General features: G+C 40.0%; 21 protein-coding genes and 1 tRNA gene. 8 read left to right on the forward strand and 14 right to left on the reverse strand.

Going from position 1 to position 22,196, the window contains the following annotated elements; translation table 11 throughout:
- Positions 1–79: 79 nt before the first annotated feature.
- Positions 80–316 carry a helix-turn-helix domain-containing protein gene (locus BLR84_RS16800; protein WP_090470448.1) on the reverse strand — a complete coding sequence of 79 codons (237 nt, stop codon included), beginning with the start codon at positions 314–316 and terminating at the stop codon, positions 80–82.
- Between the two features lie 81 nt (positions 317–397).
- Here BLR84_RS16800 and BLR84_RS16805 point away from each other — a divergent pair, with 81 nt between their 5' ends.
- Together BLR84_RS16805 and BLR84_RS16810 are read left to right on the forward strand one after the other, a co-directional pair.
- Positions 398–1,048 (forward strand): hypothetical protein, encoded by a 651-nt coding sequence (locus BLR84_RS16805; RefSeq protein WP_090470450.1) that lies wholly within the window; start codon positions 398–400, stop codon positions 1,046–1,048.
- Positions 1,049–1,095: 47 nt separating this feature from the next.
- The gene (locus BLR84_RS16810; protein ID WP_090470452.1) at positions 1,096–1,665 is read left to right on the forward strand and encodes a hypothetical protein; all 570 of its coding nucleotides are present in this window, start codon (positions 1,096–1,098) and stop codon (positions 1,663–1,665) included.
- Between the two features lie 101 nt (positions 1,666–1,766).
- On the opposite strand, the gene BLR84_RS16815 is transcribed toward BLR84_RS16810, so the two are convergent.
- From BLR84_RS16815 to BLR84_RS30085, 10 genes are all read right to left on the reverse strand, one after another.
- The gene (locus tag BLR84_RS16815; RefSeq protein WP_090470454.1) at positions 1,767–2,540 is read right to left on the reverse strand and encodes an SDR family NAD(P)-dependent oxidoreductase; all 774 of its coding nucleotides are present in this window, start codon (positions 2,538–2,540) and stop codon (positions 1,767–1,769) included.
- A gap of 62 nt (positions 2,541–2,602) precedes the next feature.
- A complete protein-coding gene (locus BLR84_RS16820; RefSeq protein ID WP_218128369.1) occupies positions 2,603–3,502 on the reverse strand; it encodes a 3-hydroxyacyl-CoA dehydrogenase in 900 nt (299 codons plus the stop codon).
- 53 nt (positions 3,503–3,555) lie between these two features.
- On the reverse strand, positions 3,556–6,609 hold the full coding sequence (locus BLR84_RS16825; RefSeq protein ID WP_090470458.1) for an efflux RND transporter permease subunit: 3,054 nt from the start codon (positions 6,607–6,609) through the stop codon (positions 3,556–3,558).
- A gap of 4 nt (positions 6,610–6,613) precedes the next feature.
- Entirely contained in the window at positions 6,614–7,666 is a 1,053-nt protein-coding gene (locus BLR84_RS16830; RefSeq protein ID WP_090470460.1) for an efflux RND transporter periplasmic adaptor subunit, read from the reverse strand.
- A 57-nt stretch (positions 7,667–7,723) separates the two neighbouring features.
- Positions 7,724–9,082 (reverse strand): TolC family protein, encoded by a 1,359-nt coding sequence (locus tag BLR84_RS16835; RefSeq protein WP_218128371.1) that lies wholly within the window; start codon positions 9,080–9,082, stop codon positions 7,724–7,726.
- 54 nt (positions 9,083–9,136) lie between these two features.
- Complete coding sequence (locus tag BLR84_RS16840) at positions 9,137–9,958, reverse strand: TetR/AcrR family transcriptional regulator (protein WP_090470462.1); 822 nt, start codon at positions 9,956–9,958, stop codon at positions 9,137–9,139.
- 451 nt (positions 9,959–10,409) lie between these two features.
- Positions 10,410–11,018, reverse strand: a complete 609-nt coding sequence (locus BLR84_RS16845; protein WP_090470465.1) for a TetR/AcrR family transcriptional regulator — start codon at positions 11,016–11,018, stop codon at positions 10,410–10,412.
- Between the two features lie 332 nt (positions 11,019–11,350).
- On the reverse strand, positions 11,351–11,641 hold the full coding sequence (locus BLR84_RS16850) for a hypothetical protein (RefSeq protein WP_090470466.1): 291 nt from the start codon (positions 11,639–11,641) through the stop codon (positions 11,351–11,353).
- Between the two features lie 291 nt (positions 11,642–11,932).
- The gene (locus tag BLR84_RS16860) at positions 11,933–12,946 is read right to left on the reverse strand and encodes a hypothetical protein (protein WP_090470470.1); all 1,014 of its coding nucleotides are present in this window, start codon (positions 12,944–12,946) and stop codon (positions 11,933–11,935) included.
- A gap of 22 nt (positions 12,947–12,968) precedes the next feature.
- Positions 12,969–13,142 (reverse strand): hypothetical protein, encoded by a 174-nt coding sequence (locus BLR84_RS30085; protein WP_176852090.1) that lies wholly within the window; start codon positions 13,140–13,142, stop codon positions 12,969–12,971.
- Between the two features lie 386 nt (positions 13,143–13,528).
- On the opposite strand from BLR84_RS30085, the gene BLR84_RS29730 reads away from it, so the two are divergent.
- On the forward strand, positions 13,529–13,774 hold the full coding sequence (locus BLR84_RS29730) for a hypothetical protein (protein ID WP_143013926.1): 246 nt from the start codon (positions 13,529–13,531) through the stop codon (positions 13,772–13,774).
- 203 nt (positions 13,775–13,977) lie between these two features.
- Here the strand turns inward: BLR84_RS29730 and BLR84_RS16865 are convergent.
- Positions 13,978–14,051: transfer RNA gene (locus BLR84_RS16865), tRNA-Ile, on the reverse strand.
- Positions 14,052–14,116: 65 nt separating this feature from the next.
- On the opposite strand from BLR84_RS16865, the gene BLR84_RS16870 reads away from it, so the two are divergent.
- Complete coding sequence (locus BLR84_RS16870; RefSeq protein WP_090471038.1) at positions 14,117–14,746, forward strand: HAD family hydrolase; 630 nt, start codon at positions 14,117–14,119, stop codon at positions 14,744–14,746.
- Positions 14,747–15,078: 332 nt separating this feature from the next.
- Here BLR84_RS16870 and BLR84_RS16875 read toward each other — a convergent pair whose 3' ends face one another.
- Complete coding sequence (locus BLR84_RS16875; protein ID WP_090470472.1) at positions 15,079–15,951, reverse strand: nucleoside phosphorylase; 873 nt, start codon at positions 15,949–15,951, stop codon at positions 15,079–15,081.
- Between the two features lie 252 nt (positions 15,952–16,203).
- Between BLR84_RS16875 and BLR84_RS16880 the strand changes: the two genes are divergently transcribed.
- The 3 genes from BLR84_RS16880 (at position 16,204) to BLR84_RS16890 (ending at position 18,785) form a co-directional block, all read left to right on the forward strand.
- Positions 16,204–17,295, forward strand: coding sequence for a phosphatidylinositol-specific phospholipase C1-like protein (locus BLR84_RS16880; RefSeq protein WP_090470474.1), 1,092 nt, complete (start codon positions 16,204–16,206; stop codon positions 17,293–17,295).
- 117 nt (positions 17,296–17,412) lie between these two features.
- Positions 17,413–18,024, forward strand: a complete 612-nt coding sequence (locus BLR84_RS16885) for a GDSL-type esterase/lipase family protein (protein WP_090470476.1) — start codon at positions 17,413–17,415, stop codon at positions 18,022–18,024.
- A gap of 32 nt (positions 18,025–18,056) precedes the next feature.
- Complete coding sequence (locus tag BLR84_RS16890) at positions 18,057–18,785, forward strand: esterase family protein (protein WP_090470478.1); 729 nt, start codon at positions 18,057–18,059, stop codon at positions 18,783–18,785.
- Between the two features lie 24 nt (positions 18,786–18,809).
- On the opposite strand, the gene BLR84_RS16895 is transcribed toward BLR84_RS16890, so the two are convergent.
- Entirely contained in the window at positions 18,810–19,271 is a 462-nt protein-coding gene (locus BLR84_RS16895; RefSeq protein ID WP_090470481.1) for a DinB family protein, read from the reverse strand.
- A 112-nt stretch (positions 19,272–19,383) separates the two neighbouring features.
- On the opposite strand from BLR84_RS16895, the gene BLR84_RS16900 reads away from it, so the two are divergent.
- On the forward strand, positions 19,384–22,119 hold the full coding sequence (locus BLR84_RS16900; protein ID WP_090470483.1) for a bifunctional YncE family protein/alkaline phosphatase family protein: 2,736 nt from the start codon (positions 19,384–19,386) through the stop codon (positions 22,117–22,119).
- Positions 22,120–22,196: the final 77 nt, after the last annotated feature.

Consider the following 22,196-nt stretch of genomic DNA (forward strand, 5'->3'; position numbering starts at 1 on the left):
AACTGATACTAACAAGTTAAAGTGCTGATTTAAAGGTATTTATAAGTTTATAGATTATATAATCTATAAGTGGGATTTACTATTCTTCAAGTAATTGAGATGCCTTTATTCCAAGAGCTTTTGCTATATCAAATACAATTGAAATATTGGGATTTACTATGCCTCTCTCCATTCTGCCTATTTGTGAATAGTCTACTTCAATAAGATTGGCAAGTTCCTCAATCGTTAAATTGCGCTCTTGACGATATTTTCTAATATTGGTTGCTAAGGTCAAAATAGCCTTTTCATTACGCCTTTGTTTATTCCCCTTAATCATCCACAATGAAAGAGAAAGGATTTGTTTTACGATAGGGATTTAAATCCCTATTATTGTATATCTAAATCATATCGTAATTCAATGAAAAAACTTCTAATTATAACTGTATTTTTTGCCACGTCATGTTCCCATTCTAAACAATATAGCTCTTGCGAATCTATTGCACCTGCATTAAAAGATGAGCATTATAAAGATTTAGTTAAAGATTGGGGTGAGTCTTACCAAAAAGAATATTATGGACCTAATAATGAATGGTTATGTAAATGGCATGGTGTAGGAATAAATGGTACTGATGCAACAATTCATTTTGAAGATATTACATATAGTTGGGGTGAACACGGTCCATTTACAGTAAGAGGTACAGAATGTGAATCAAATTTAAAACCAACTTCAAATGTCAATAGTGAATCATCAGCTACTGATAACTCTGTGGATAAAAGTAAATCAGATGCGACATCGAAAAGTGAACAACAAGATAATATTGTTGTAAATAGTTTAAATGAATTACCAAATCCTTCTGATGCAGTTAAAACAGAGAAGACTTATAAGGTTTTAAATTCTACAGAGAAACAGATATATGAATGGTATGCCCTGCATTACAAGGCAAAATATCAAAAGTTAACATTCTATACATATCTGGATGAATCAGATATGGCGGCAGTGTCACACATGACTACCGAAGGAAATAATGTTCTGCTATATTTCAATAAAGTAGATATAAGTGCTCAATAGAGAAAATGGGCTACATTTCTAAGTAGTTGTTAGCTATATTATTAAGTATGAAAAAATTACTTAAAATGTTAGCTTTATGGCTTATTAAAATAGCAAGAATTAACTTAATTGAACCTTATACACTTGAACATCTAAAGAAAATGATACACTCAGTAAATGATGATTATCGCAAATTTAAATACAAAGCTTTTTTAGTCGACTTGAAGGCTATGCACAGAAGTCAAAAAATAACCATTAAAGTGCCATTTTTAATTGATTGTATAGATTTACTTACTGCGAAGAAAGTCATAGAGAATATTAGTAACAGATTAAATGCAAAAGAATTTTTATCAGATATTAATACAGACAATGATATTCATGAGTTAAAAGAAGTCGGCCTATTGACTGATGATTTTAAAACCAAATTGGAGGAAGTTAAATTATTGATGGGATATGATAGCTTTTCCCAAAAAGTTGAAAAATTAAAAAAATCAGTTGAAGGTTCGCCTTATTTTTTGGATGTTGATATATTATCAGGAACATCTCAAATTAAGAAAGTTCTGAAATTGCCTATTTCGACCAGTGCTAATTATCCCGGTATTCAGATTGGCATTGATGATGATATTTTTAACAAATAACCATGTTGTCCCAACTGCGATATTGTTACCAAATAATTTTGTTGTTTTCATTGTATTTGTTGTTTTGATTGTGTGAAATATTTCATTTATAACTTAGTTCTTTATTGTTGACTGGCTAATTTCTTTTTGATCTTCATCATAATATTATCAGGGACAAAACTTGACAGCTTGGAGTTAAACCAGTTTTGAAAGCCAACTACTTTTTTTCCTTTTCCCGATAAAAGATGTTTCACACCTTGCGCTGCCACTTCTTTGGGATGCATTGGCTTGGTTTTATGAAGATTTGTAGATTGCATCTTCTCGGTGGTAAAACCCGTATCTACCGTGCCGGGGTAAAGAGAATTAACAATAACGCCGGTGCCGTCTAATTCGGCAGCGAGCGTTTCACTAAATGCCAATACAAAAGCTTTAGTAGCAGAATAAACAGCAAAATATGGAAATGGCAAAAATGAAAGCAATGATCCTATGTTCATAATTCTACCGGATTTGCGGCTGACCATATCTTTTGCAAAGAGCTTGGTAAGTACTATCAAACTGGAAATATTTAATTGAATCATGTCCAGTTCTTCTTCCAATGATGTTTCAGTAAAATTGCCATAGTTGCCTACACCTGCATTATTGACCAGGTGGGCTACTAATAAATTTTCCTGTTGAACATTTTTGTAAAGGTCTTTAGCAGCATTTACATCAGAGAGATCTGCAACGAAATACTGAACCAGTATTCCATACTTGTTTGTTAGTTCAGTTTGCATTTGCTGTAATTTGGTTTCAGTGCGGGCAACCAATATCAGGTTCAAGCTTTTGGCTGCTAATTGATTGGCCATTTCATAGCCAATACCGGACGATGCGCCGGTGAGCAATATGTATTCTTTCATGTGGATTAAAATTTATGTTAGTGATTTTTGAATTTTGTTTATAGGTACATTTGAGGTTATCTCTATTTCAGGAAATCAGCATTTTGATATGCCGGGTTTGGGTACGTATAGAAACCTTCTCCTGTAGATATACCGAGCTTGTTTTTATCAATGAAGTTCTCTTTCAGGAAATCCCGTCTTTTTTTCCATACCTCCCCGCCGGTTAATTCTGCATATAATTTCGTGACATTATAAGCAGTATTCATACCCACAAAGTCTATCATTGCCATTGGCCCCATGTCAACGCCTAAACTTTTCATCCAGGTCTTATCAATAGATGCTACATCTGCAACCCCATTTCGGAACAAATCCACACCTGCTATTAAAAGAGGTATTAAAAGTGAGTTTGTAATGTAACCGGCCTGTTCTTTATAAAGTGGGATTGACACCATGCCGATGGTTTTAGCGAACAGAACTACCAGATCAAAAATTTCGGGGTCTGTGCTGTCATGCCTCATAATTTCAGCCAAATTATTCTTCAAGAGATTGGTAGCAAAGTGCAGCGCTAAAAATCGTTCCGGCCTGCCGGTTTCAGCAGCGAACTGGCTTGGTAAGAGCGTAGATGAGTTCGTGCAAAAAATTGTTTTTGCCGGAGCCAGAGGGCTTAGCTTTTTATAAAAGTCCTTCTTGATCTGAATACTTTCCGGAATGGCTTCGATAGTGAGATCGGCGTCTTTAACCGATCCGGCCAGATCTGTTGTGAAACTGATCCTTTGTACGGCGGCATCCAGATCAGCGGGAGCGGCATTCAAATCCTGCTGATAAAATTGCTTGAACTGTTCGAACTTCAATTTTGCCTGCTCCAGCAGTTCTTCTTTGATATCGAACAAGGTAACATGATAACCGTGGTAGGCAGTTTGAAAAGCGATCTGTGCACCCAGTACACCAGATCCGAAAACGGTGACATTTTTAATTTTCATCATAAAATATTTAAAAGGTGTTATATAATTAAGTTCTTAAAGCATGTTTTTCATTTCTATAAGTCATTTTCGAGGCTTGGCGGGATCAGTTTATACATCACCGGCGTCACGATCCTCGAAAGGATAGTAGAACTGATCAGTCCGCCGATTAGCACAATAGCTAAAGGTGCAATCAGTGGATTGGGATTCAGGGCAATAGGCAGCAAGCCACAGATGGCCGTTATGGATGTAAGCACTACCGGCAGAAAGCGGGTTTCGCCTGCCATGTTGATGGCCTCATCAATACTATGGCCTTCGAGCCGTAACTGGTTGGTAAAATCTACCAGCAACAGTGAATTTTTAACCTGTATTCCTGATAAGCCGATGAATCCGATAATAGAGACAAGTGACATCGGGTTGCCTGTCATCAGTAGTAATACCACCCCGCCAAGGATACCTAAAGGAATGATCGATAGCACAATAATGATCCCTTTAAAGGTCTTAAACTGCAGCAGCAGGACCCCGATAAAAAGAAAGGTGCTCAATATAATTACGGAAAGGAAATTGCCGCCCAGTGTATCACCTTCTGACTCGGCCTCGCCGGAAAGCTTGTAATAATAGCCCTGCGGCATCTTTAATTTATTCAATTGCGGAACAACATCTTTCAAAATGTCATTGGCCAGTACATGCTCTTTCGTAAGCGACGTAACTTTGGCAAACCGGGATTTATTAAAATGGTTGATCGCTGTAGGCGAGGTTTCAAAGGAGATCGTAGCGATCTGGTCTACCAACACCGGGGTGCCCTGTACATTATTGACATAAAGTTTTTTTAGCGCATTTAAATTGGAAAACTTGTCCCTGGGCATGGTGATCACTACGTTGCGTGAATCGCCCCGGTCATCAATGTAGTCCCCTACGGTTAACCCGGCGACTGCCAGGCGGACCACTTTGTCCACATCACTGGTCAGCACACCCAAAGTACGGGCCTTTTCCTTATCGATCTTTATTTTAACATCCGACTTATAGGTATTGAGTTCGTTGTTGACGAAGAAAGTGCCCGGATGTTTCCTCAGGATCTCTTCCACTTTAAATGAAAGGGACCGTAATGTATCCTGGTTCTCACCAAATACTCTTACTACAATATTCGCTTCTATAGGTGTTCCCTGTTCAAAATCTTTGATTTCGATCTTGGCATAAGGGAAGTCGCTGAACTTCTTTCGCAGTCGTTTTATCAGTTCCGTTTTTTCACCGGGACTTGCCTCCTCATCCAGTTGAACAAATACCTGGGCAAAATCGGGCTTTACATCCTGCTGATGCACGTTGTAATAGATCTGGGGGTTTCCTTTACCTACATTAGAGGTATAAAAAACGATCTCCTTGTGTTTCTTCAATTCACCTTCTACCAGTTTAGTTACCCGGTCACTTTCCGGGATATCCGCCTGTAGGGGCAGTTTGATATTGATCAGAAACATTGGTTTTTCAGAAGTGGGAAAAAGCTTAAACCCGGTTAAAGTGAACAGAAAAAAGGCAAGTCCGCTTAAGGCTAATGATATGCTGATAGTGGCTTTGGGCCATTTTAGAGCAAGCGGCATGATGCGGCTGTATGATCTGGTCAGAAACCTTTGCAGGTGCTTCAGGAAGAAGTTACCCTCGCCGTGGGTATGGGTTTTTAACATCCGGCTACCCAGGAAAGGAACCAGTGTTAACGCTACGATCATGGATGCCAGTACGCTGGTCATGACGGCCATTGGCAGGCTACGGATAAATTCACCGGCTATATCGGGTAAGAATGCCAGCGGCAAAAACGCGATAACCAGCGTTGCGGTACAACCAACAACCGCGACACCGATCTGTTGCGTTCCTTTGAATATGGCATCCCAACGCGAATGCCCTTCCCTGAGCCAGCGTTCAATATTCTCCACCACCACAATACTGTCGTCCACCAGTAATCCTAACGCCACCACCAGGCCAACAATACTCAACTGGTTTAAAGAATAGCCCAACATGTTTAAGGCAATGAGTCCCAGGGCTAAGGAAAGCGGGATGGAGATCATCACGATCAGCGATGCCCTGAAGCCTAAAGGAAGAAGGGTTACTACCACCAGCACAATAGCCAGCCCAAAGTCAAAGCCAAGATGGCCTAAACGTTCGGATACCATATTGGCCTGGTCGAAGTTTTTGACCATGCGGATGTTCTCCGGCAGGGTTTTACCAAATTCCTCCAATACTGGTAAATATTCTTTCTGAACGCTGGCTATATTCACATTGTCCTTCATGGCCGCCGTAACCAGGATACAACGGTGCCCGTTCACACGGGTAATATGGTCGACGATGCCATCTTTGTAGCTCACGTCTGCCACATCTTTCAGATAGATGATCTTGCCATTGGCATTGTAGATCACCGTATTGGCCACATCTTCAACGTTTTTAAATTTGCCGCTGGTTTTTACGTTAAACACCTTGCTGTCCAGGTTAACACTCCCTCCGGGGATATCCGCGGCTTCGCTTTGCAAACTGCCGATGACCACATTAAGCGGTATTTTCAATTGAGCCAGCTTATCCAGCTGCATATCTATGCGGATCTCCTGCTCGGGCATACCGAAGTATTTCACCTCTTTCAGATTGGTGATCTTTTCTAATTGCGTTTTAAGGATGTCTGCTTCGTCTCGCAGCATTTTACCGGAAGCTTGGTCTGAAACTAGGGCAACTTGCAAAACTTTTACGTCTGATGAGGATACCTTTTCTGTTTTGATCAGATAGATATCTTTAGGAAGTTCACTGTTTTTTAGCGCATTGATCTCCGTGGATATTTCCTGGTATTTGTTGTCCACGTCAACACCATATTTAAATTTTGGCTGGATAACCGCCACACCGTCCTCTACGGTTGTCAGGATCTTTTCAATGTTTTCCAGTCCATAGATTTTATTTTCGATGGGTTTTACTACCTGTTCTTCCATATCCTTGGGACTGGTACCCGGGTAAATAACCGTAATGATATATTGCGGTGCATGTGTGGTCGGGTCTTCCGAACGGGGCATGGTAAACAGCGTAAGCACGCCGACAACTGCTACCAAAAGGAATATGATCAGCGTGAACTGATAGTTCTTGACTGCAAAATTGGTGATCTTCATGGCCTTACTTGATAATTTTAATAAAAGATTGTTCGTTGAGGTAGGCGCTGTTGGAGATCACGATCTGGTCTATACCTTCCAGTTTATCCTTGAGGTATACATTTTCGTTATCAAACTTCAGGATGGTAACCGGTACTCTTTTTACCCTGGTTGTGCCGATAGTAGTAAACACGAAGCCTTTATTGCCGTCAGCTTCCACGAGAGAGGCGTATGGGATGGTCATCGCGCTTTTATCCTGATGAGTGGCTATCTCCGCTTTACCAAACATGCCAACCGCGGGTTTTATGCCGTTTAATTGCAGTTTCAGTTCTATCTGAAACGAACCCAATTCACGATCAGCCGCCTGCGACTTGCGGAACACGGTGGCATCAAAGGCCTGACCGGCATAACCGTCGAGCGTTACTTTGGCTGTTTGTCCGGGCTTGATGATGGCCCATTCACGGTCGGTCACGCCAACTTTAAGTGAATAACTGTTTCGCTGTTCGGTAGAGTTGGTCAGCAGTACCGGCATCCCTTCGGCAATAACCTCGCCTTCGTTTGCTATTTTCTTGCTTACAAAACCGTCAGATGCTGCATATATTTTAGAGTAGCGCTCGTTAAAGGCCGTTGCTTCACGGGCTTTTTTGGCAACATCCAAAGCTGTTTTGGTATTCTGCAATTGCTCTAAGGTGTAAACACTGTCTTTGTAAAGATTTACTGCACGGCTGTAGTCACGCTGTGCCTTTTCTACCCCCAAAGTGGATTGCGCCAGGCCTGCTGAAATTTCAGTAGAATTGAGTGTGGCCAGCAATTGGCCCTGTTTAAAGAATTGGCCTTCCTGTACCAGGATCCGGCTAATCACGCCGCCTATCTTAAAGGCATATTTGGCTTCATCCTCCGTACTGACCAGGCCTGTGGCGGTGATCTGATCGGGTACGCCTAAGGTAGACACCGGGGCGATTTTAACCGGGATGATATCCGGTTCTCCTATTGGATTACCTTCCTGGTGTTTTTCTTTACAGGAAGCCATTAAGGCTAAGGCCGCTATGGTAATGCTGAATAATTGTATTTTTTTCATGATTGTTTGTTTTTTAAGGTATTCAAGAGCCCTTCGGGGTTTTTCATGATCTTATTTTTATTGAATGGTGAAACTGGCGTTGGCGCGTTCAATGGCTGCATCTGCGATCCAGGTGTCGTAAAGGGCAATATTGGCGTGAAGTTGGGCATCGATCCACTGGTTCTGGGCATCCAGTAATTCAATGTAAATGGCCATTCCCTGTTTGTATAACTTCAGCATATCACCATAATAGGTTTGACTGGTTTTTAATTGGGATTGTGCGGCCTCGTATTGCGCAATGGCGCTTTGCATATCGGCCTGGCGAACTTTAAGTTCGGTAAGCAATTGCTGCTGTACGTAATCGGTCTGTGAGGCCAGTGCCTCACGGTCGGCAATCGCCTGTTTCACACGGTAATTGTTTTTACCGGAAGAGAACAGGTTCCATTCCAGGGAAACCCCGAACAGGTAATAACGGCTGTTACTGTTAAACTTCCAGTCAAAAGCCTGCGAACCCAGATCGATAAAGGTTCCTAACTTGGGAACGATGTAAGATTTGGCCAGCCCGGTCAGGTTGCCGTTGATATCTTTAGCTATTCTTAGCTTGGACAATTCTTCCCTGCCGCTAACGCTGTTTCCCAGTAATTGTTCCCGGACAGGGAGCGCCGTAATATTATCTGAACCAATACTGTCTGTAAGCGGGCGGTTAAGCAGGAAGTTAAAATAGTAACGTGCTGATTCGGCTGTTTTTTTGGCACTGATGAGCGAGGCGTTGATCCGCGACACTTCGTTTTGGCTTCTGAGCACCACCGTCCGGTTTACTTTGCTGTTTTCATACAACTTCGTATTGATCCTTTGCCCTTCATCAACCAGCCGGAGTGAAGATTCGTAAATACCGGTCGCGTACACGGCTTTCTGGTAATTGTAATAAGCAGTTTTGATCTCTTTGACCAGTTCGCGCTTATAAAGCAATACCTCGGCTTTTTGCAGATCTACCTGCTGCTTTTTGATCCGCTTATTATAGATCAGTTCCGCATTCAGAATGGGAAGTGTCGTGCGGAATTTAGCATCGTAGAAATTGTCCGGGTTGAGCAGGATCTTTTGGTTTTGCAACTGCGGAAAGGCGTTGCTGCCTGTCAACCGGTTTAGTGTGGCGTAAACTCCGTTAAACAGATCGCCGGTCGGGAAATCTATCGTACGCCCGCCATCAGCTTTCGTGTAGGTGGTTGAAAAGGTAACCTCGGGCAAAAACATGCTTTTGGCTTCCTTTAGCGCGTAGATATTTTTTTCGAGTACAAAGTTTTGTTGCTTGATACTCTCATTAGAGGCTAGGCCTTCCCGGATATACTCATCCAGTTTGCCCTGAGCATTGGCGGCATGGATTTGTGCGATACAGACCATAGCCAGAATCATGCGGTACATGTTTGGGATTTTTGACATATATTTAATCATTGTTATAAATTTAAACGTTGTTCAATAATAACTTAAAAAAAGTTAGCTTTTCTCAAGCAGCGCTACAATACACTCGTATCCATGTGACATTAGTTCTTCATCGCTCTTGCCAACGAAACTCGTGGTGCGGTGTTTGGAGCAAAGCGCACAAATGCCATGAACCACGGAAATGATCAGGAAAGTAAAGTATTCTGTATCCATATCCTTGAACCTCCCTTTCTGCTGGCATTCCTTTACAATACCTTGCATGTGACTGATCGCTTCTTCGGCGATCTGAAATCTCTCAGATGGGGAATTTTTAACCGGTTCGTCAACAATGAACATGAGGTTATAATAGTCCTTGTTCTCCTGTGCGAACTGGATAAATACGCGGCCGGAGGCCTTTAGGCGCTCAAAGGGATCACTTACCTTATTCAATACTTTTAACTGGTTAATTAGCAGGAGAAAGCCTTCTCTATGTAACTTATGAAAGATTTCGCTTTTATCTTTGAAATAATTATACAGTGACCCTGGACTATAACTGATCTCTTCGGCAATATTGCGCATACTGGTATAATCATATCCTTTTTCAAGAAATATCTTACGTGCACCATCAAGGATGCGTTTATGCATTTCCTGCTTCTCTTCCTGTTTTCTTTCTGTTATACTCATTTTAATAATTAATGTACAAATACAAGATGGACGTTCACCTGTCCAACACCAATCAGCGACAAAGAACATGTGAACACCACCTGGCAAGCTTGTTAGGGCCTTATTAACACGACCTTTACTTTGGGCGACCAGCGTTGCCCTGTTGTTCTGACCTGCCGGTCGCCGGGCTGTTTCCAGCCCGGGGCCGCTTCCTGTGATAGATACCTGTCTCATGTCTATTGATTCTGATAATAAAACGCTGCAATTTTATTGAACAATGTTCAATAAAACAAATATTAATTTTTATTTTCCAAAACATTACATTAAAATGTAATTGTATCACTCAACTTTTATCATAAGGGGAATAGGTCACTAAACAGGTATCATCAGCTCTCGGTTTACTTCTGACGGCTTATTGCTGGCTCGTTTTGGAATAAGCGGTTGATGGTTGCCGTAACCATGCCAAACATAAAGCGTTTTAATAAATAAGCTTTCCCTTCGGGTTTGAATACCTCAAAAGCATATTTGGAGTGTGTATTAGTAGAAATCAGCTTGTGAGTTTTCGATCTTAATGCCGCGCAATGCTACAGATCACAGTCAGAGCAACACGGTAAATGGTTCGAATTTTTAATATATTTTAGTCGCTGCTATTAATTTAATTAAGTTCAATTATGCGTCAAAAAAACTAACTCGTTTCGAGCAGTGAAACAAAGCACTCATAGCCATGCTCCATCAGTTCTTCGTTTGTCTTGTTTTCAAAGCTGGTTGTACGGTCCCTGCAGAACAGGGCACAAATGCCATGAACTACAGAAATGATCATGAAAGTAAAATAATCTGCATCCATACCTTTAAACCTACCTTTCTGCTGGCATTCTTTGATAATCCTATGCATATAACTGATCACTTCCTGGGCGATTTGAAATCCGCCCGACGGAGAATTTTTGACGGGTTCTTCAACGATAAACATCAGGTTGTAATAGTCTTTATTTTCCTGCGCAAACTGAATAAAAATGCGTCCGGCGGCCTTTAATCGCTCAAATGGATCGCTGACCTTGTCCAGTATTTTTAACCGGTTAAGCAGGAGCCGGAACCCTTCCTTGTGCAGCTCGTGAAAGATCTCGCTCTTATCTTTGAAATAGAAATAAAGTGAACCCTGGCTATAATTGATCTCTGCCGCGATATTGCGCATGGTGGTTTTTTCATAGCCCTTTTCTAAAAATATCTTACGTGCACCGTCAAGGATGCGTTTGTGCATTTCCTGCTTCTCTTCCAATTTTCGTTCTGCTATGCTCATTTAGATGATGATAAGATGCAAATATAAGATCGCCATTTGTGTAGCCAAATTTCGCATCGGTGTTTCTAACTAATTAGCCATTCACGGACTGTTTTTTTGATGGACATTATAACTCCTTTCTTATCTATACTCAAAAATCAGTTCACTATTACAATCGAAATGATAGCTGTAAATGGCCATTCAGGTCCTTTTCAACAATATTCTGAAGTGTCGAAATCCGTACATCTTAGGTTGTTCTCAACTTTGGAGATATAGGCCTTGGTCGTACCGCATTTTATTTTATTCTCCATACCACCAAACGGCAGGGAAAAATCCGACCGGCGGACATTGAGCTATCGTAGAAAATGGAGTACTAATTGTTCCCATTCCTCTCCCAAAGATAGGTTAGGACGGATAAGTGCTGCTTTACTATACCAGTAGTCAGCATTCCAAATATCACCTTCTTTACGATGAAGATAAGCGTGTACCCAAGCCGATTGCTGATCTTTAAGCTGATCAACCTGTTCATGTGCCTTATGCCAATTTCCTTTAGCATCATACCAAAGACTTTTCAATTGAACAGAGAGCGTTCTAACCGGCTCATCTAAATTTAATGATGCTTTAAATTCCGCTAAAGTAGTCATGGGCGTAAGTTACTTGAAAATAGATTTAATTTAAATAGACTTGTAAATTATATAAATGCGGAGTATAAGTACTTTATTCTCCCTCCGCAAAATTGCGGAATAAATGAAATTCTTCATTACATAGCTTGTGCCGCTCCATAGTCCTTGAGGCGCCGACACCAGGTATGTGTTTTGCAAATCGCTCCACCGAGGTTTTAAGGGTTCGGCGCGCACCAAAGTGAAGCCCGAAAAGCCTCCCTTGGAGGATGGCTTGCTTCAGCAGTTTCAAGACTACAAACGATGCGTGTCTTATTAATTGTCCTGGTAGAGCTGTACGCCTTCGGGGCTTTGCAGGTCCTGAATCCAGCTTTGAATGTAAGCGCACAGGTTCTTTCGTTCCGGACCCGATTGTAATTCACCCCTGGAACCAAACACAATAAGGCCGAGTGCAATACAATGACCAATGTCCAACCGCATAAGCAAGCCCAGGCTGTAGCCGGCAATAAAATTTTGCCGGGCGTCTGAAGCAATCTCTATGTTGTGATCTACTTTCCTCCGCGAAAGAACAAATTGTTCGTCATCGGAATATAATATGGCGTCGTTTGCTGAATAAATCAGGAGATTGGCGATGTTCATAGTTCTGAAAATCGAAAAATACTTCTTTTTCAGATCTGAAAAAGACTGCTCTGCAATTGCTGTACCCGGTTGTACACCATTTAATATCATCCATAATTTGATAGCTTCATTTTCATCCAGTGCAACCATCACTTTTCCGTGCAGCGAAAAGGCGCTGATTAAATCAAGCGCTTCATCCACTTCAAAAGAAAGCTTTCGCATAGCATCGCCCAGGTAAAAAATATATTCCTGATCGGTTTTGCCAAGCGGCTTAATGACATCGATTAGCAGCCCATCCCACGCAACAGAAGCTTCACTTAGCGTGGCCCAGTCGTCAAAAGCGATTACACGGCAATTGCGAAACAGGAATTGAAGTTCTTTGATCACTTCGCTGTCCTTAAAAAGTTGCAGTGTATGTTTTTCCATTTCCACTGTGGACGTAATAACATTCAGCCGGGAAAGTGCTTGCAGACCTTGACTTGAATTTAAAGTAAGGCTGCGTATTCCCAAAATGTTAAAAATACCAGGGAGGGGTAATTCTGTGATGCCAAATTCACTTAACGATGCCCCGGATCCGGGTAGTGCTGATTGTCCTTTGGATATCCTGCTACTTACATAAACATGCTCTTTAATATTAAAGTTGTCAATTGCAGTTAACAGGTCTCTTAATATCGGACCCGCATTTTTGATTTCCATATTATAAGCTACCATAGTTAGATTTTTTTCAACAATATCAAATATTTGATTGAAAGGGCTGCTCTACCATTCTCAAGGCATCGTCCATATATTCGCCACCCTCGGTTAAGCTTTCCTCATTAGGATCAAAATCTTTTGTCGTTTCTTTACCGTCCTGGCCGTTATCTAGCGTTTTGGGGTCTAAAACAGACCCAAATAAAAAGTTTTTCATTTCGTTTTGCTTTTTTTAATCAACAATTGAGATCTAAGAACCGGCACCACCTTGCCGATCCGTTTAATATCGCTTTCAGAGATAGCAGTGGAAGAATTTTAAATACCAGTGATTTAACCGGCTTACTCAGTGCAACTACGATCTTCATCGCTGTGTTTTTTAGTTAGCTGTACAACACAAAGATGGCTATAGCTATCTCCAGAAAACTTAAGCTGGTTTAAGAAATATATTCCTCCTGTAGCACGCTTAAAACTTCGGGTGAAACACCCATATGAAAAGCAAAAATAGTATCCGGAGTTCTCAGTTGGGTTAACACCGCTGCCGAACAGCAAACACGCTAAACCATCCTGGTGGCAGGCGGCGTTTTACTTTTGTTAAGCACAGCCTTGTTAAAAACAGAATTACAAGAAGCAGGTAAAAAGGTGTATTCGGTATTAGTCTTTGCCGCCCTGAGCATAGCGATACCCCTGTTTATAATTAATATGGTATTCTGGTGTTATTACCTTACCGATGTCTTCCGGTTGTTTGCTGCTAACCCTGCAGCCAAACGCCCGGATTTATTATGTTGCCGTAAAAAGTTTATTTTATGTGATCAGCGTGGCCGAGGTTGCGTTGATTTACAAGCTGCTTGAAAAATACAACTTTTAACATTATAACAAACTGTTATTCAATTAATTGAATGGGTTTGTGTTACCTTAGTTAAAAATTAAAAACAGGTAGTCGGATAGGTAACGAGAACTTTGGCTTTAGGAAGGGTTAGTCAAGGTATAATTAATGAAAAACCCCTTAAATCAGCGATTTAAGGGGTTTTCGGTTGTGGAAAGCCTCCACTTTGTGCGCCCACCTGGGCTCGAACCAGGGACCAAAAGATTATGAGTCTTCTACTCTAACCGACTGAGCTATAGGCGCGGTTATTTTGTTTTTGTTTGCGGGTGCAATTTTACATATTTGCCGTCAAATTACAAAACGCTTTTATGGAAAATATTAAAAATATCATCTTCGATTACGGTAACGTTATATTTAGTCTGGACTTTTTAAAGGGTCAGGCAGCTTGGAAAGAGTTGGGTATCAATAATGCAGCTGATTTTTTTGGGCATAAACAACAGGATGAAATTTTTGACAAATTTGATAGGGGAGAAGTTACTGCCGATCAATTCCGCGACTATATCAGGCAAAAAACAGGCAATCCTGAACTTACCAATGATCAAATTAATGCGGCCTGGAATAGTATGCTGCTCGGAATCGAGGATGGCAACCATGAATTATTACTACATTTAAAGGATAAGTACCGTACGTTTTTGTTGAGTAATATCAACGAGATCCATTACGAATACATTATGAACTATCTGAAAACTGATTTCGGGTTTGATAGTAATGATCACATTTTTGAAAAAACTTACTACTCCCATTTAACAGGTAAACGCAAACCCGAATCAGAAATTTTTGAGTTGGTATTAAGCGAAAACGATCTAAACCCTTCCGAAACTCTATTTATTGATGATAGCCCTCAACATTTGGCGGCTGCTCAAAAATTGGGTATACAAACTTTTTTAATGACAGCCCCAGATACTTTGCAACAATTTTTTAAAAGAGAGAAATTATAGTTGTTATAATTTTTGATACATAGAGCTTGTTTTCATAAGCCAGTTTATTTGTACATCCCCAAAAGTGGGTTTACATGGTTTACATAATTTATGGTTTACATTGTTATAATAAATTGTAAATAAGATAGTTATGGTGATATATTGTAAAAAAACTGGGTTTACATGTAAACCCAGTTTTTTGTTTTTTATTAACTAATAATAAACAATGTAATTAATTACTAAATCCTCAGTGACTTATCCAGAAAAATGAATGTAATTAATGACCCAATATTTCGTGTCGCTGTTACTTCTTTTAAATTGTTTTAATTAGTCTCATAATCAGTAATTTAGTTTTACATGCTGATCGTATTTAGTATCAACTCTATAAAATGATCCATTACGTTAAGCGGATCAGTACTGAATTTATTTGTTGAACGGTTAGCAAGGATCACATTAAATGAAAGTGCTTGGTGACCCAAACAGGCGGCAAGGCCATATATTCCAGCGGTTTCCATTTCCAGGTTGGTAATTTGCGAGCCATCAGAACCCTTAAATGATGAAAGTATAGATAGAAGGTTAGGTGTAGATGATTTTGCGCGTACCTGCCGACCCTGGGGCGAATAAAACCCTGGAGCAGTAACTGTTATACCGTGCGAAGCTATGTTTCCTAATTGTTTGAGCAGTATCTCTCCTGCGGGGGCATAATAGGGTTTAAGATCGAAGTGGGTGGTAATGGCTTTATGAAATTCTTGTAAAAATTGTTCGTCGTTATCACTTAGCTGATGTTCATAAAAATGCATAAGCGCGTCTAAGCCAAAGGCACCTGATGATATCAGCAGGCTATCAATGGGGATATCGGGTTGTACTGCGCCGGAAGTGCCAATGCGAATAATGTCGATGCTGCGAAGTTGGGGGTGGACTGAACGCGCATTAAAATCGATATTTACAAGAGCATCCAGTTCATTTAGCACAATGTCTATATTATCAGTGCCTATACCTGTTGAAATAACCGAAATCCGTTTACTACCAATGCTACCTGTATGTGTAATAAATTCACGTTTGCCTTTTTTTAATTCTATATGGTCAAAAAAACGACTGACCCTGGGCACCCTGTCCGGGTCGCCAACCAAAATAATAGTGTCGCTTATATCTTCAGGAAGTAGGTTTAAATGATAAATGCTGCCATCGTCATTTAAAATAAGATCGGTTGCTGAAATTCTTTCCAAGTGGTTTGTTATTGGGTTGATATAAAATTAAACAAATAAAACTAATAGGGGTTTTTGTGGTATTGACTGAGATCAACATTATTGTTTGATTTTTATTCCGTAACCTTTAGCTATTATCATTGTTAACGAACAGTTAATCTAAATGAAATATCTGAGAAGCAATTTTGACACAATTTTTAACTTTGGTTGTAACACCTTAATAAAAAGTATATCATCGTAATTTGCTAAATTAATAACAACTCCATAATCAACATGAAAACCCTTTTAAGTATACTTTTGATACTGATTTTACCTCTGCGCCAGTGGAGTGATGGTGATGACAATATACCTATGAATAAAATACAGGTGATAGGATCACACAATAGTTATAAAGAAGCTATATATCCCACCTTATTTAAGGCTTTTCAGCAACAAAACCCCGAAGCTGCAGAAAAGATCGATTACGAGCATATTGGTTTATCAGATCAGTTGAATATGGGATTGTTAAATTTAGAGATTGATGTTTATGCCGATTCGAAAGGCGGGAAGTATGCGCATCCTAAGGGCTTGGATTGGGTGAAAGATCAACCCCCGTTTGATCCCGAAGGTGAAATGAAGCAACCGGGCTTTAAGGTATTTCATATCATTGATCTTGATTTTCGCAGTCATTGTTTAACTTTTAAAGATGGTTTAAAACAGTTAAAAACATGGTCTGATGCGCATCCGGATCATAATCCCATTTTTATTACCCTGGAGCCTAAGGATGAGAAACCAAAAGATCCAAACCGTACTGCTCCAGAAAAGTTCACTGAACAAACACTTGACGAGTTGGACAAGGATATCAGAGATGGTTTAGGCAATAGCCTGATAACTCCCGACATGATCAGGGGTAAATACGCGACATTGGAAAGCGCTGTATTACATGGCAATTGGCCAACATTAAAAGCAGCCCGTGGCAAGTTTATATTTATAATGGATAATACTAAGGATTGCCGGGATCTGTACATTAAAGATCATCCATCCTTGAAAGGCAGGGTTTTGTTTACTAACACCGATCCGGGCAATCCAGAGGCTGCTATGATGATCAGAAATAACCCTAAAGATCCGGAAATAAAGGAATTGGTTAAAAAAGGATATATCATCCGTACCCGTGCCGATTCAGATACCGAGCAGGCCCGTGCAAATGATAAAAGTGATTTTATAGCCGCCTGTAATTCAGGAGCACAGATCATAACTACTGATTATTATTTGAAGAGCACTCATTTTAAATCGGATTACGTGGTAAACTTTGAAGAGGGAAATAAATATTTTAGGTTAAACCCCACGTTTAATAATACCCGGCAAAATAATGGTACAGGCAAATAAAACGGGCTTACAATGGCGGTTTTTCCAGGAGTTGAATAATAATTGAGCCGCAATACTTCGGTATATATTGGCATTTAGCTGTAATTTTATACTTTTATCCCTATTATAGCTAAGTGTATGTATTGGTACGAAGAAGAAGTTAAAGGACTTGAGAAAGAAAGATTAAAACTAACATATGAACCGTCAACGCTGTTCTACGGAAGTTCATCGATAAGGCTGTGGGATGCGCTATTTGACGACTTTAAACCCTTTAAGCCAATTAATTTGGGTTTTGGTGGTTCAACACTTGCGGCCTGTTCCTGGTTTTTTGATCGTGTTGTTGCTCCTTATGATGCTAAATCTATCGTTGTATACGCAGGTGATAATGATCTGGGTGATGGAAGGCACCCGGAAGAAATCTTTATCTTTTTTGAACAGCTTGCCAATCAAATATCGCAAAGGTTTGGCTCTATTCCTTGCTATTATGTGTCCATTAAACCCAGTATAGCACGCTGGGATCTCATAAACTCACTCCGGTATACCAATAATATTATTGAAAATGAGATCATTAAGCGGGATGATAATTGGAGATTCATCAATATATATAACAAGATGTTGAATAAAGATGGATATCCCGATAAAGAATATTTTCAACCAGATGGTCTCCATTTAAGTAAAAAGGGATATACTTTGTGGAAACAAACTATTTATGCCCGGCTTTCAGAGAATTTTCATGCAGAATTAATATAAATATCACACCATAGAGGCATCTTGCATATAGTATGAACAGAGAATACACGCGATGGTATAGCCCGGTTCTTCAGAAAAATATGGAGATGCTAATATTTGGCCATAGCGGAGCCTCTGTTCTGTTTTTTCCGGCAAGAATGGGGCGATTTTATGATTACGAGAACTGGCGTGTGATTGAATCACTGCGTCATAAAATTGAAAACGGGCATATTCAGGTTTATTGCGTGGATAGTTGTGATACAGAAAGTTTTTATAGCTCAGGATTTCATCCCTCGGTAAAAATATTACGGCATATTCAATACCAGCAGTATATCCTTGAAGAGGTTATGCCATATATAGATGTTAAAAACCCCGATTCATTTAAAATTGCCGCAGGCTGCAGCCTGGGTGCCTATCATGCGGTGAACATATCCTTAAGACATCCGGGCATCTTCAATAAAGTGGTTGGTATGAGCGGCAGGTACGATCTGGCAACCAAAATAGGGCATTATGAAGATCTGTTAGAGGGTTATTGGGATGAAAATGTATATTTTAACATGCCATTGCAATATATACCCAATTTAACAGATGAGCATAAACTGGAAGTACTTAGACAACTGTATATCGTTTTGACAGTAGGGAAAGAGGATATTTTATTGGATAACAATTATACGTTAAGTAACCTGTTAACAGAGAAAGGCATTAATAATTCGTTGTACATCTGGGATAACGAAGCTCATCAGGCCCGTTCATGGCGACAAATGGTAGTCAATTATTTATAGGACCTCCGCGTGCCTATTACTTCCTTATAGATTAACTAAGTTAATGATAGTGAAAAGATGATGAGCTTCATGTAGCAGGAATCGCTCTGTCCATTTTGCGATATTTAAATTTCCAAAAAAAGGGTGCGATCCTTTTCTATCCGATTGATTTTCAGGGATCGTATTGATCAATTGTATGATATCCTGCCTGTCTGCACTAATTTGTTGTATCAGCTCTTCTGTAGATTTATTTTGCCAGCTTATAAACTCCGGGTCATTATCAGCTTTATAGCTGCCCAATAAGGGGTTTTCAGTATTTAAAATTTGATTGATTCGTTCAATAAATACATGTTGATATCTTGCTAAATGTGCAATGTTATCATGGATATTCCATTTATCAGGCTGAGGTCTTTTAAACAATTGCTGCTCGTCAAGATTTAAAATGAGTTCGCCAATTGTTTCATGCTGAAATTTTAGTCTGCTTGTTATAGAATTACTGAGGTTCATATCAAGTTATGGTTGCTATTTAAAAACAATATTAGTAACAATTATGATAATTTAGTATCGCTTAACTTGCAGTATAAAGTGTTAGTGTAATTTTACCTGTCAGGAACAAAAAATGAATAACAAGAGTCGCAAAATATTTACCCTTATTTCGGGGTTAGTTATATCGCTTATGGCTTGCCATAATATAAGTAATAATAATAAACCCACCGGTAATGAGCAGGCCAACATGCATAGCGCCTATGATGACAGTACGTTAAATCGGAACATATTACCTGTTTTAATGCCTTATAACCGGATTATTGATCCGGTTGGCAAAGTTGTTTCATTTGGTGATCCTGGTGACGAAAACCACAGCATGGATGTAAGACTTATACCAAACAGCAAACTTATAGCTGTTGAGGATAGGTATGGAATCACTTTAATTGATACTGTATTAAGTAAAGTGGTTACCCGCTGGACGTATAAACAGGATGCCCGGTACCTTGGGCTTTCCAGTACTTACTCAGGATTAAAGGTTTTAAAAATAGGTACGCAAACACAAATATTCTGGAGCGCGGCTGCCGGCAAAGGGAAAGACTCTAAATCATATGTTTTTCAAGCAATCTGGAATGGCGAAAGCATCAGCATAAAAAATACCTTTACTTTTAAAGCCGAAGGAGAATCGCCTTTGGCTTTACCAAATGATCTGGCTATAAATAACGAAAATGGTGTAGATTTTTTATATGTGGTTTTAAATGGCAATAATCAGCTGGTTAAAATTGATCTATCTACCAATAAAACGGTTTGGACAAAACCTACCGGCGTTGCCCCTTATGGCATTGTGATAGCTAAAAGCAAAATTTTTGTAACAAATTGGGCCGGGCCTAATGCCATTGATACGGTGAATAGGGAAACTGCTGGTGTACCATATGGCAAAACGTATATTGATCTCAAAACCGGAGCCACTGCGCAGGGTACCGTTATGGTAATGAATTTAGAAAAAGGAGCTGTAATTAAAGAGATACCAGTTGGTTTGCATCCCAATGCGATAATTAGCAGTGCAGATGAAGCATTTGTTTATATAGCCAATGGTAATAGCGATATGGTATCGGTTATCTCTACAAACACTCTGCAAAATGTAGATGCGATTGATGTAAAGCTAAATCCAGGTAAAAAAAGTTATATAGGTGATACGCCGAACGCATTGGCTATTAACCAAGAAGGTACAATCTTATATGTAGCCAATGGGCTTGATAACGCGGTTGCTATAGTAAAATTAGGATCAAAAGCGGCAACAAAGGGCATTGGGAATAGTACTGTAAAGGGTTTTATACCTACAGAAGCCTACCCGGGCGGACTTGCAGTTGATAATAACACGCTATTTGTAACCAACCTGGAAGGGGAAGGATCGCGTATAAGCAGCAAAGAAATGGGTAAGGGCGGGGCAGATGGTGAGATAAGTGAAGGTAGCCCGGAGGCTTACAATTCGCATCATCAAAAAGCAACGGTGTCCATTATTCCAATTCCCGGTGAGGCACAGTTAAAGCAATATACTCAAAAGGTAAAAGACCTTAACCTGAGCTTCAGACAACAAATCGCTCAGCTATTACCCCGGAAAAATGTTCCTGCACGGCCGGTACCTGAACGTATAGGTGAACCATCTGTGTTTAATCATGTGCTTTATATTATCAAAGAAAATCGCACCTATGACCAGGTTTTAGGCGATATGCCAGAAGGAAATGGAGCAAAATCATTATGTATCTATGGAGATAGCGTTACACCTAATCAGCATAACCTGGCCCGTAATTTCTTATTGCTCGATAACTATTATGCATCCGGAAAATGTTCTGCCGAAGGTCACCAATGGACAGATGCAGCCATGGTAACCGATTATGTTGAAAAAAGTGTACGGTCGTGGTTTCGCAGTTATCCGCATGTGCAGGAAGATGCATTGGTGTATGACGGTAATGGTTTTATATGGAACAATGCGGCAGATCATGGCAAAACAGTAAGGATATACGGTGAAGCTTGTGCGGTACATTTTGATGAAAAATTAAGCTGGAGCGATATTTACAACAATTACAATGTGGGTAAACCTTTTGCGTTCAAAAACACCAGTACCATATCCAGGGTACGGCCCATGTTGTCGCAAAACTATCCTGGTTCTGATGAACACAAGATCAACGAACAGTTGCGAGCCTCGGCTTTTATTAAAGAATTAAATGAGTATGAGAAAAAGCCCGGCGATCAGTTGCCCCAGCTAATGATCATGGCACTTTCAGCCGACCATACGGTAGGTACACGACCTGGGTTTCCTACACCGGACGCTATGATAGCTGATAATGACCTGGCTCTCGGGCGTATTGTTGAAGCAGTATCAAAAAGCCGTTTTTGGAAAAATACGGTGATTTTTGTTACCGAAGATGATTCACAGGCAGGGTGGGATCATGTTTCGGCATATCGTACTACCGGTTTTGTGATAAGTCCTTATAGCCGCTTGCAAAGTAAGGTGAGTAAAAACTACAATCAAACCTGTATAGTACGTTCCATTGAGCAAATACTTGGTTTGCCGCCAATGAACATCATAGATGCAACCGCTTTACCCATGTTTGATTGTTTTACCAATAAACCATCAAACTATACTTATCAGGTCGTAAAAAATAAAATTCCACTAAACAAACTTAGCCCTAAACTATCCTCCCTTAAAGGAGCAGCCTTACATTATGCACAGCAATCATTAAGACCAGAGTATGATCATATTGATGGGGGAAATGATGATGTGATGAACCGTATTTTGTGGTTTGCAGCTAAAGGAAAAAAAACATACCCGGCTAAACTGGCCGGAAAGGACACCGATAGCGATGATTAGGCAGCCTTTTTTAGCGGAAATGTTGTTTAATGTATAAATATGCCAATATAATGCCCTGTTATGTTGTAATAAATTTA

This window comes from Mucilaginibacter sp. OK268, assembly GCF_900103125.1.
In the GTDB taxonomy this organism is placed as follows: Bacteria; Bacteroidota; Bacteroidia; order Sphingobacteriales; family Sphingobacteriaceae; genus Mucilaginibacter.

Excerpts from the sequence above, each read along its gene's own strand:
- BLR84_RS16835 (WP_218128371.1), bottom strand. The coding sequence starts at position 9,082 with ATGTCAAAAATCCCAAACATGTACCGCATGATTCTGGCTATGGTCTGT.
- BLR84_RS16820 (WP_218128369.1), bottom strand. The coding sequence starts at position 3,502 with ATGATGAAAATTAAAAATGTCACCGTTTTCGGATCTGGTGTACTGGGT.
- BLR84_RS16845 (WP_090470465.1), bottom strand. The coding sequence starts at position 11,018 with ATGAGCATAGCAGAACGAAAATTGGAAGAGAAGCAGGAAATGCACAAA.
- BLR84_RS16825 (WP_090470458.1), bottom strand. The coding sequence starts at position 6,609 with ATGAAGATCACCAATTTTGCAGTCAAGAACTATCAGTTCACGCTGATC.
- BLR84_RS16870 (WP_090471038.1), top strand. The coding sequence starts at position 14,117 with ATGGAAAATATTAAAAATATCATCTTCGATTACGGTAACGTTATATTT.
- BLR84_RS16860 (WP_090470470.1), bottom strand. The coding sequence starts at position 12,946 with ATGGTAGCTTATAATATGGAAATCAAAAATGCGGGTCCGATATTAAGA.
- BLR84_RS16830 (WP_090470460.1), bottom strand. The coding sequence starts at position 7,666 with ATGAAAAAAATACAATTATTCAGCATTACCATAGCGGCCTTAGCCTTA.
- BLR84_RS16800 (WP_090470448.1), bottom strand. The coding sequence starts at position 316 with ATGATTAAGGGGAATAAACAAAGGCGTAATGAAAAGGCTATTTTGACC.
- BLR84_RS16900 (WP_090470483.1), top strand. The coding sequence starts at position 19,384 with ATGAATAACAAGAGTCGCAAAATATTTACCCTTATTTCGGGGTTAGTT.
- BLR84_RS16895 (WP_090470481.1), bottom strand. The coding sequence starts at position 19,271 with ATGAACCTCAGTAATTCTATAACAAGCAGACTAAAATTTCAGCATGAA.
- BLR84_RS30085 (WP_176852090.1), bottom strand. The coding sequence starts at position 13,142 with ATGAAAAACTTTTTATTTGGGTCTGTTTTAGACCCCAAAACGCTAGAT.
- BLR84_RS16815 (WP_090470454.1), bottom strand. The coding sequence starts at position 2,540 with ATGAAAGAATACATATTGCTCACCGGCGCATCGTCCGGTATTGGCTAT.
- BLR84_RS16840 (WP_090470462.1), bottom strand. The coding sequence starts at position 9,958 with ATGAGACAGGTATCTATCACAGGAAGCGGCCCCGGGCTGGAAACAGCC.
- BLR84_RS16805 (WP_090470450.1), top strand. The coding sequence starts at position 398 with ATGAAAAAACTTCTAATTATAACTGTATTTTTTGCCACGTCATGTTCC.
- BLR84_RS16810 (WP_090470452.1), top strand. The coding sequence starts at position 1,096 with ATGAAAAAATTACTTAAAATGTTAGCTTTATGGCTTATTAAAATAGCA.
- BLR84_RS16890 (WP_090470478.1), top strand. The coding sequence starts at position 18,057 with ATGAACAGAGAATACACGCGATGGTATAGCCCGGTTCTTCAGAAAAAT.
- BLR84_RS16885 (WP_090470476.1), top strand. The coding sequence starts at position 17,413 with ATGTATTGGTACGAAGAAGAAGTTAAAGGACTTGAGAAAGAAAGATTA.
- BLR84_RS16880 (WP_090470474.1), top strand. The coding sequence starts at position 16,204 with ATGAAAACCCTTTTAAGTATACTTTTGATACTGATTTTACCTCTGCGC.
- BLR84_RS16850 (WP_090470466.1), bottom strand. The coding sequence starts at position 11,641 with ATGACTACTTTAGCGGAATTTAAAGCATCATTAAATTTAGATGAGCCG.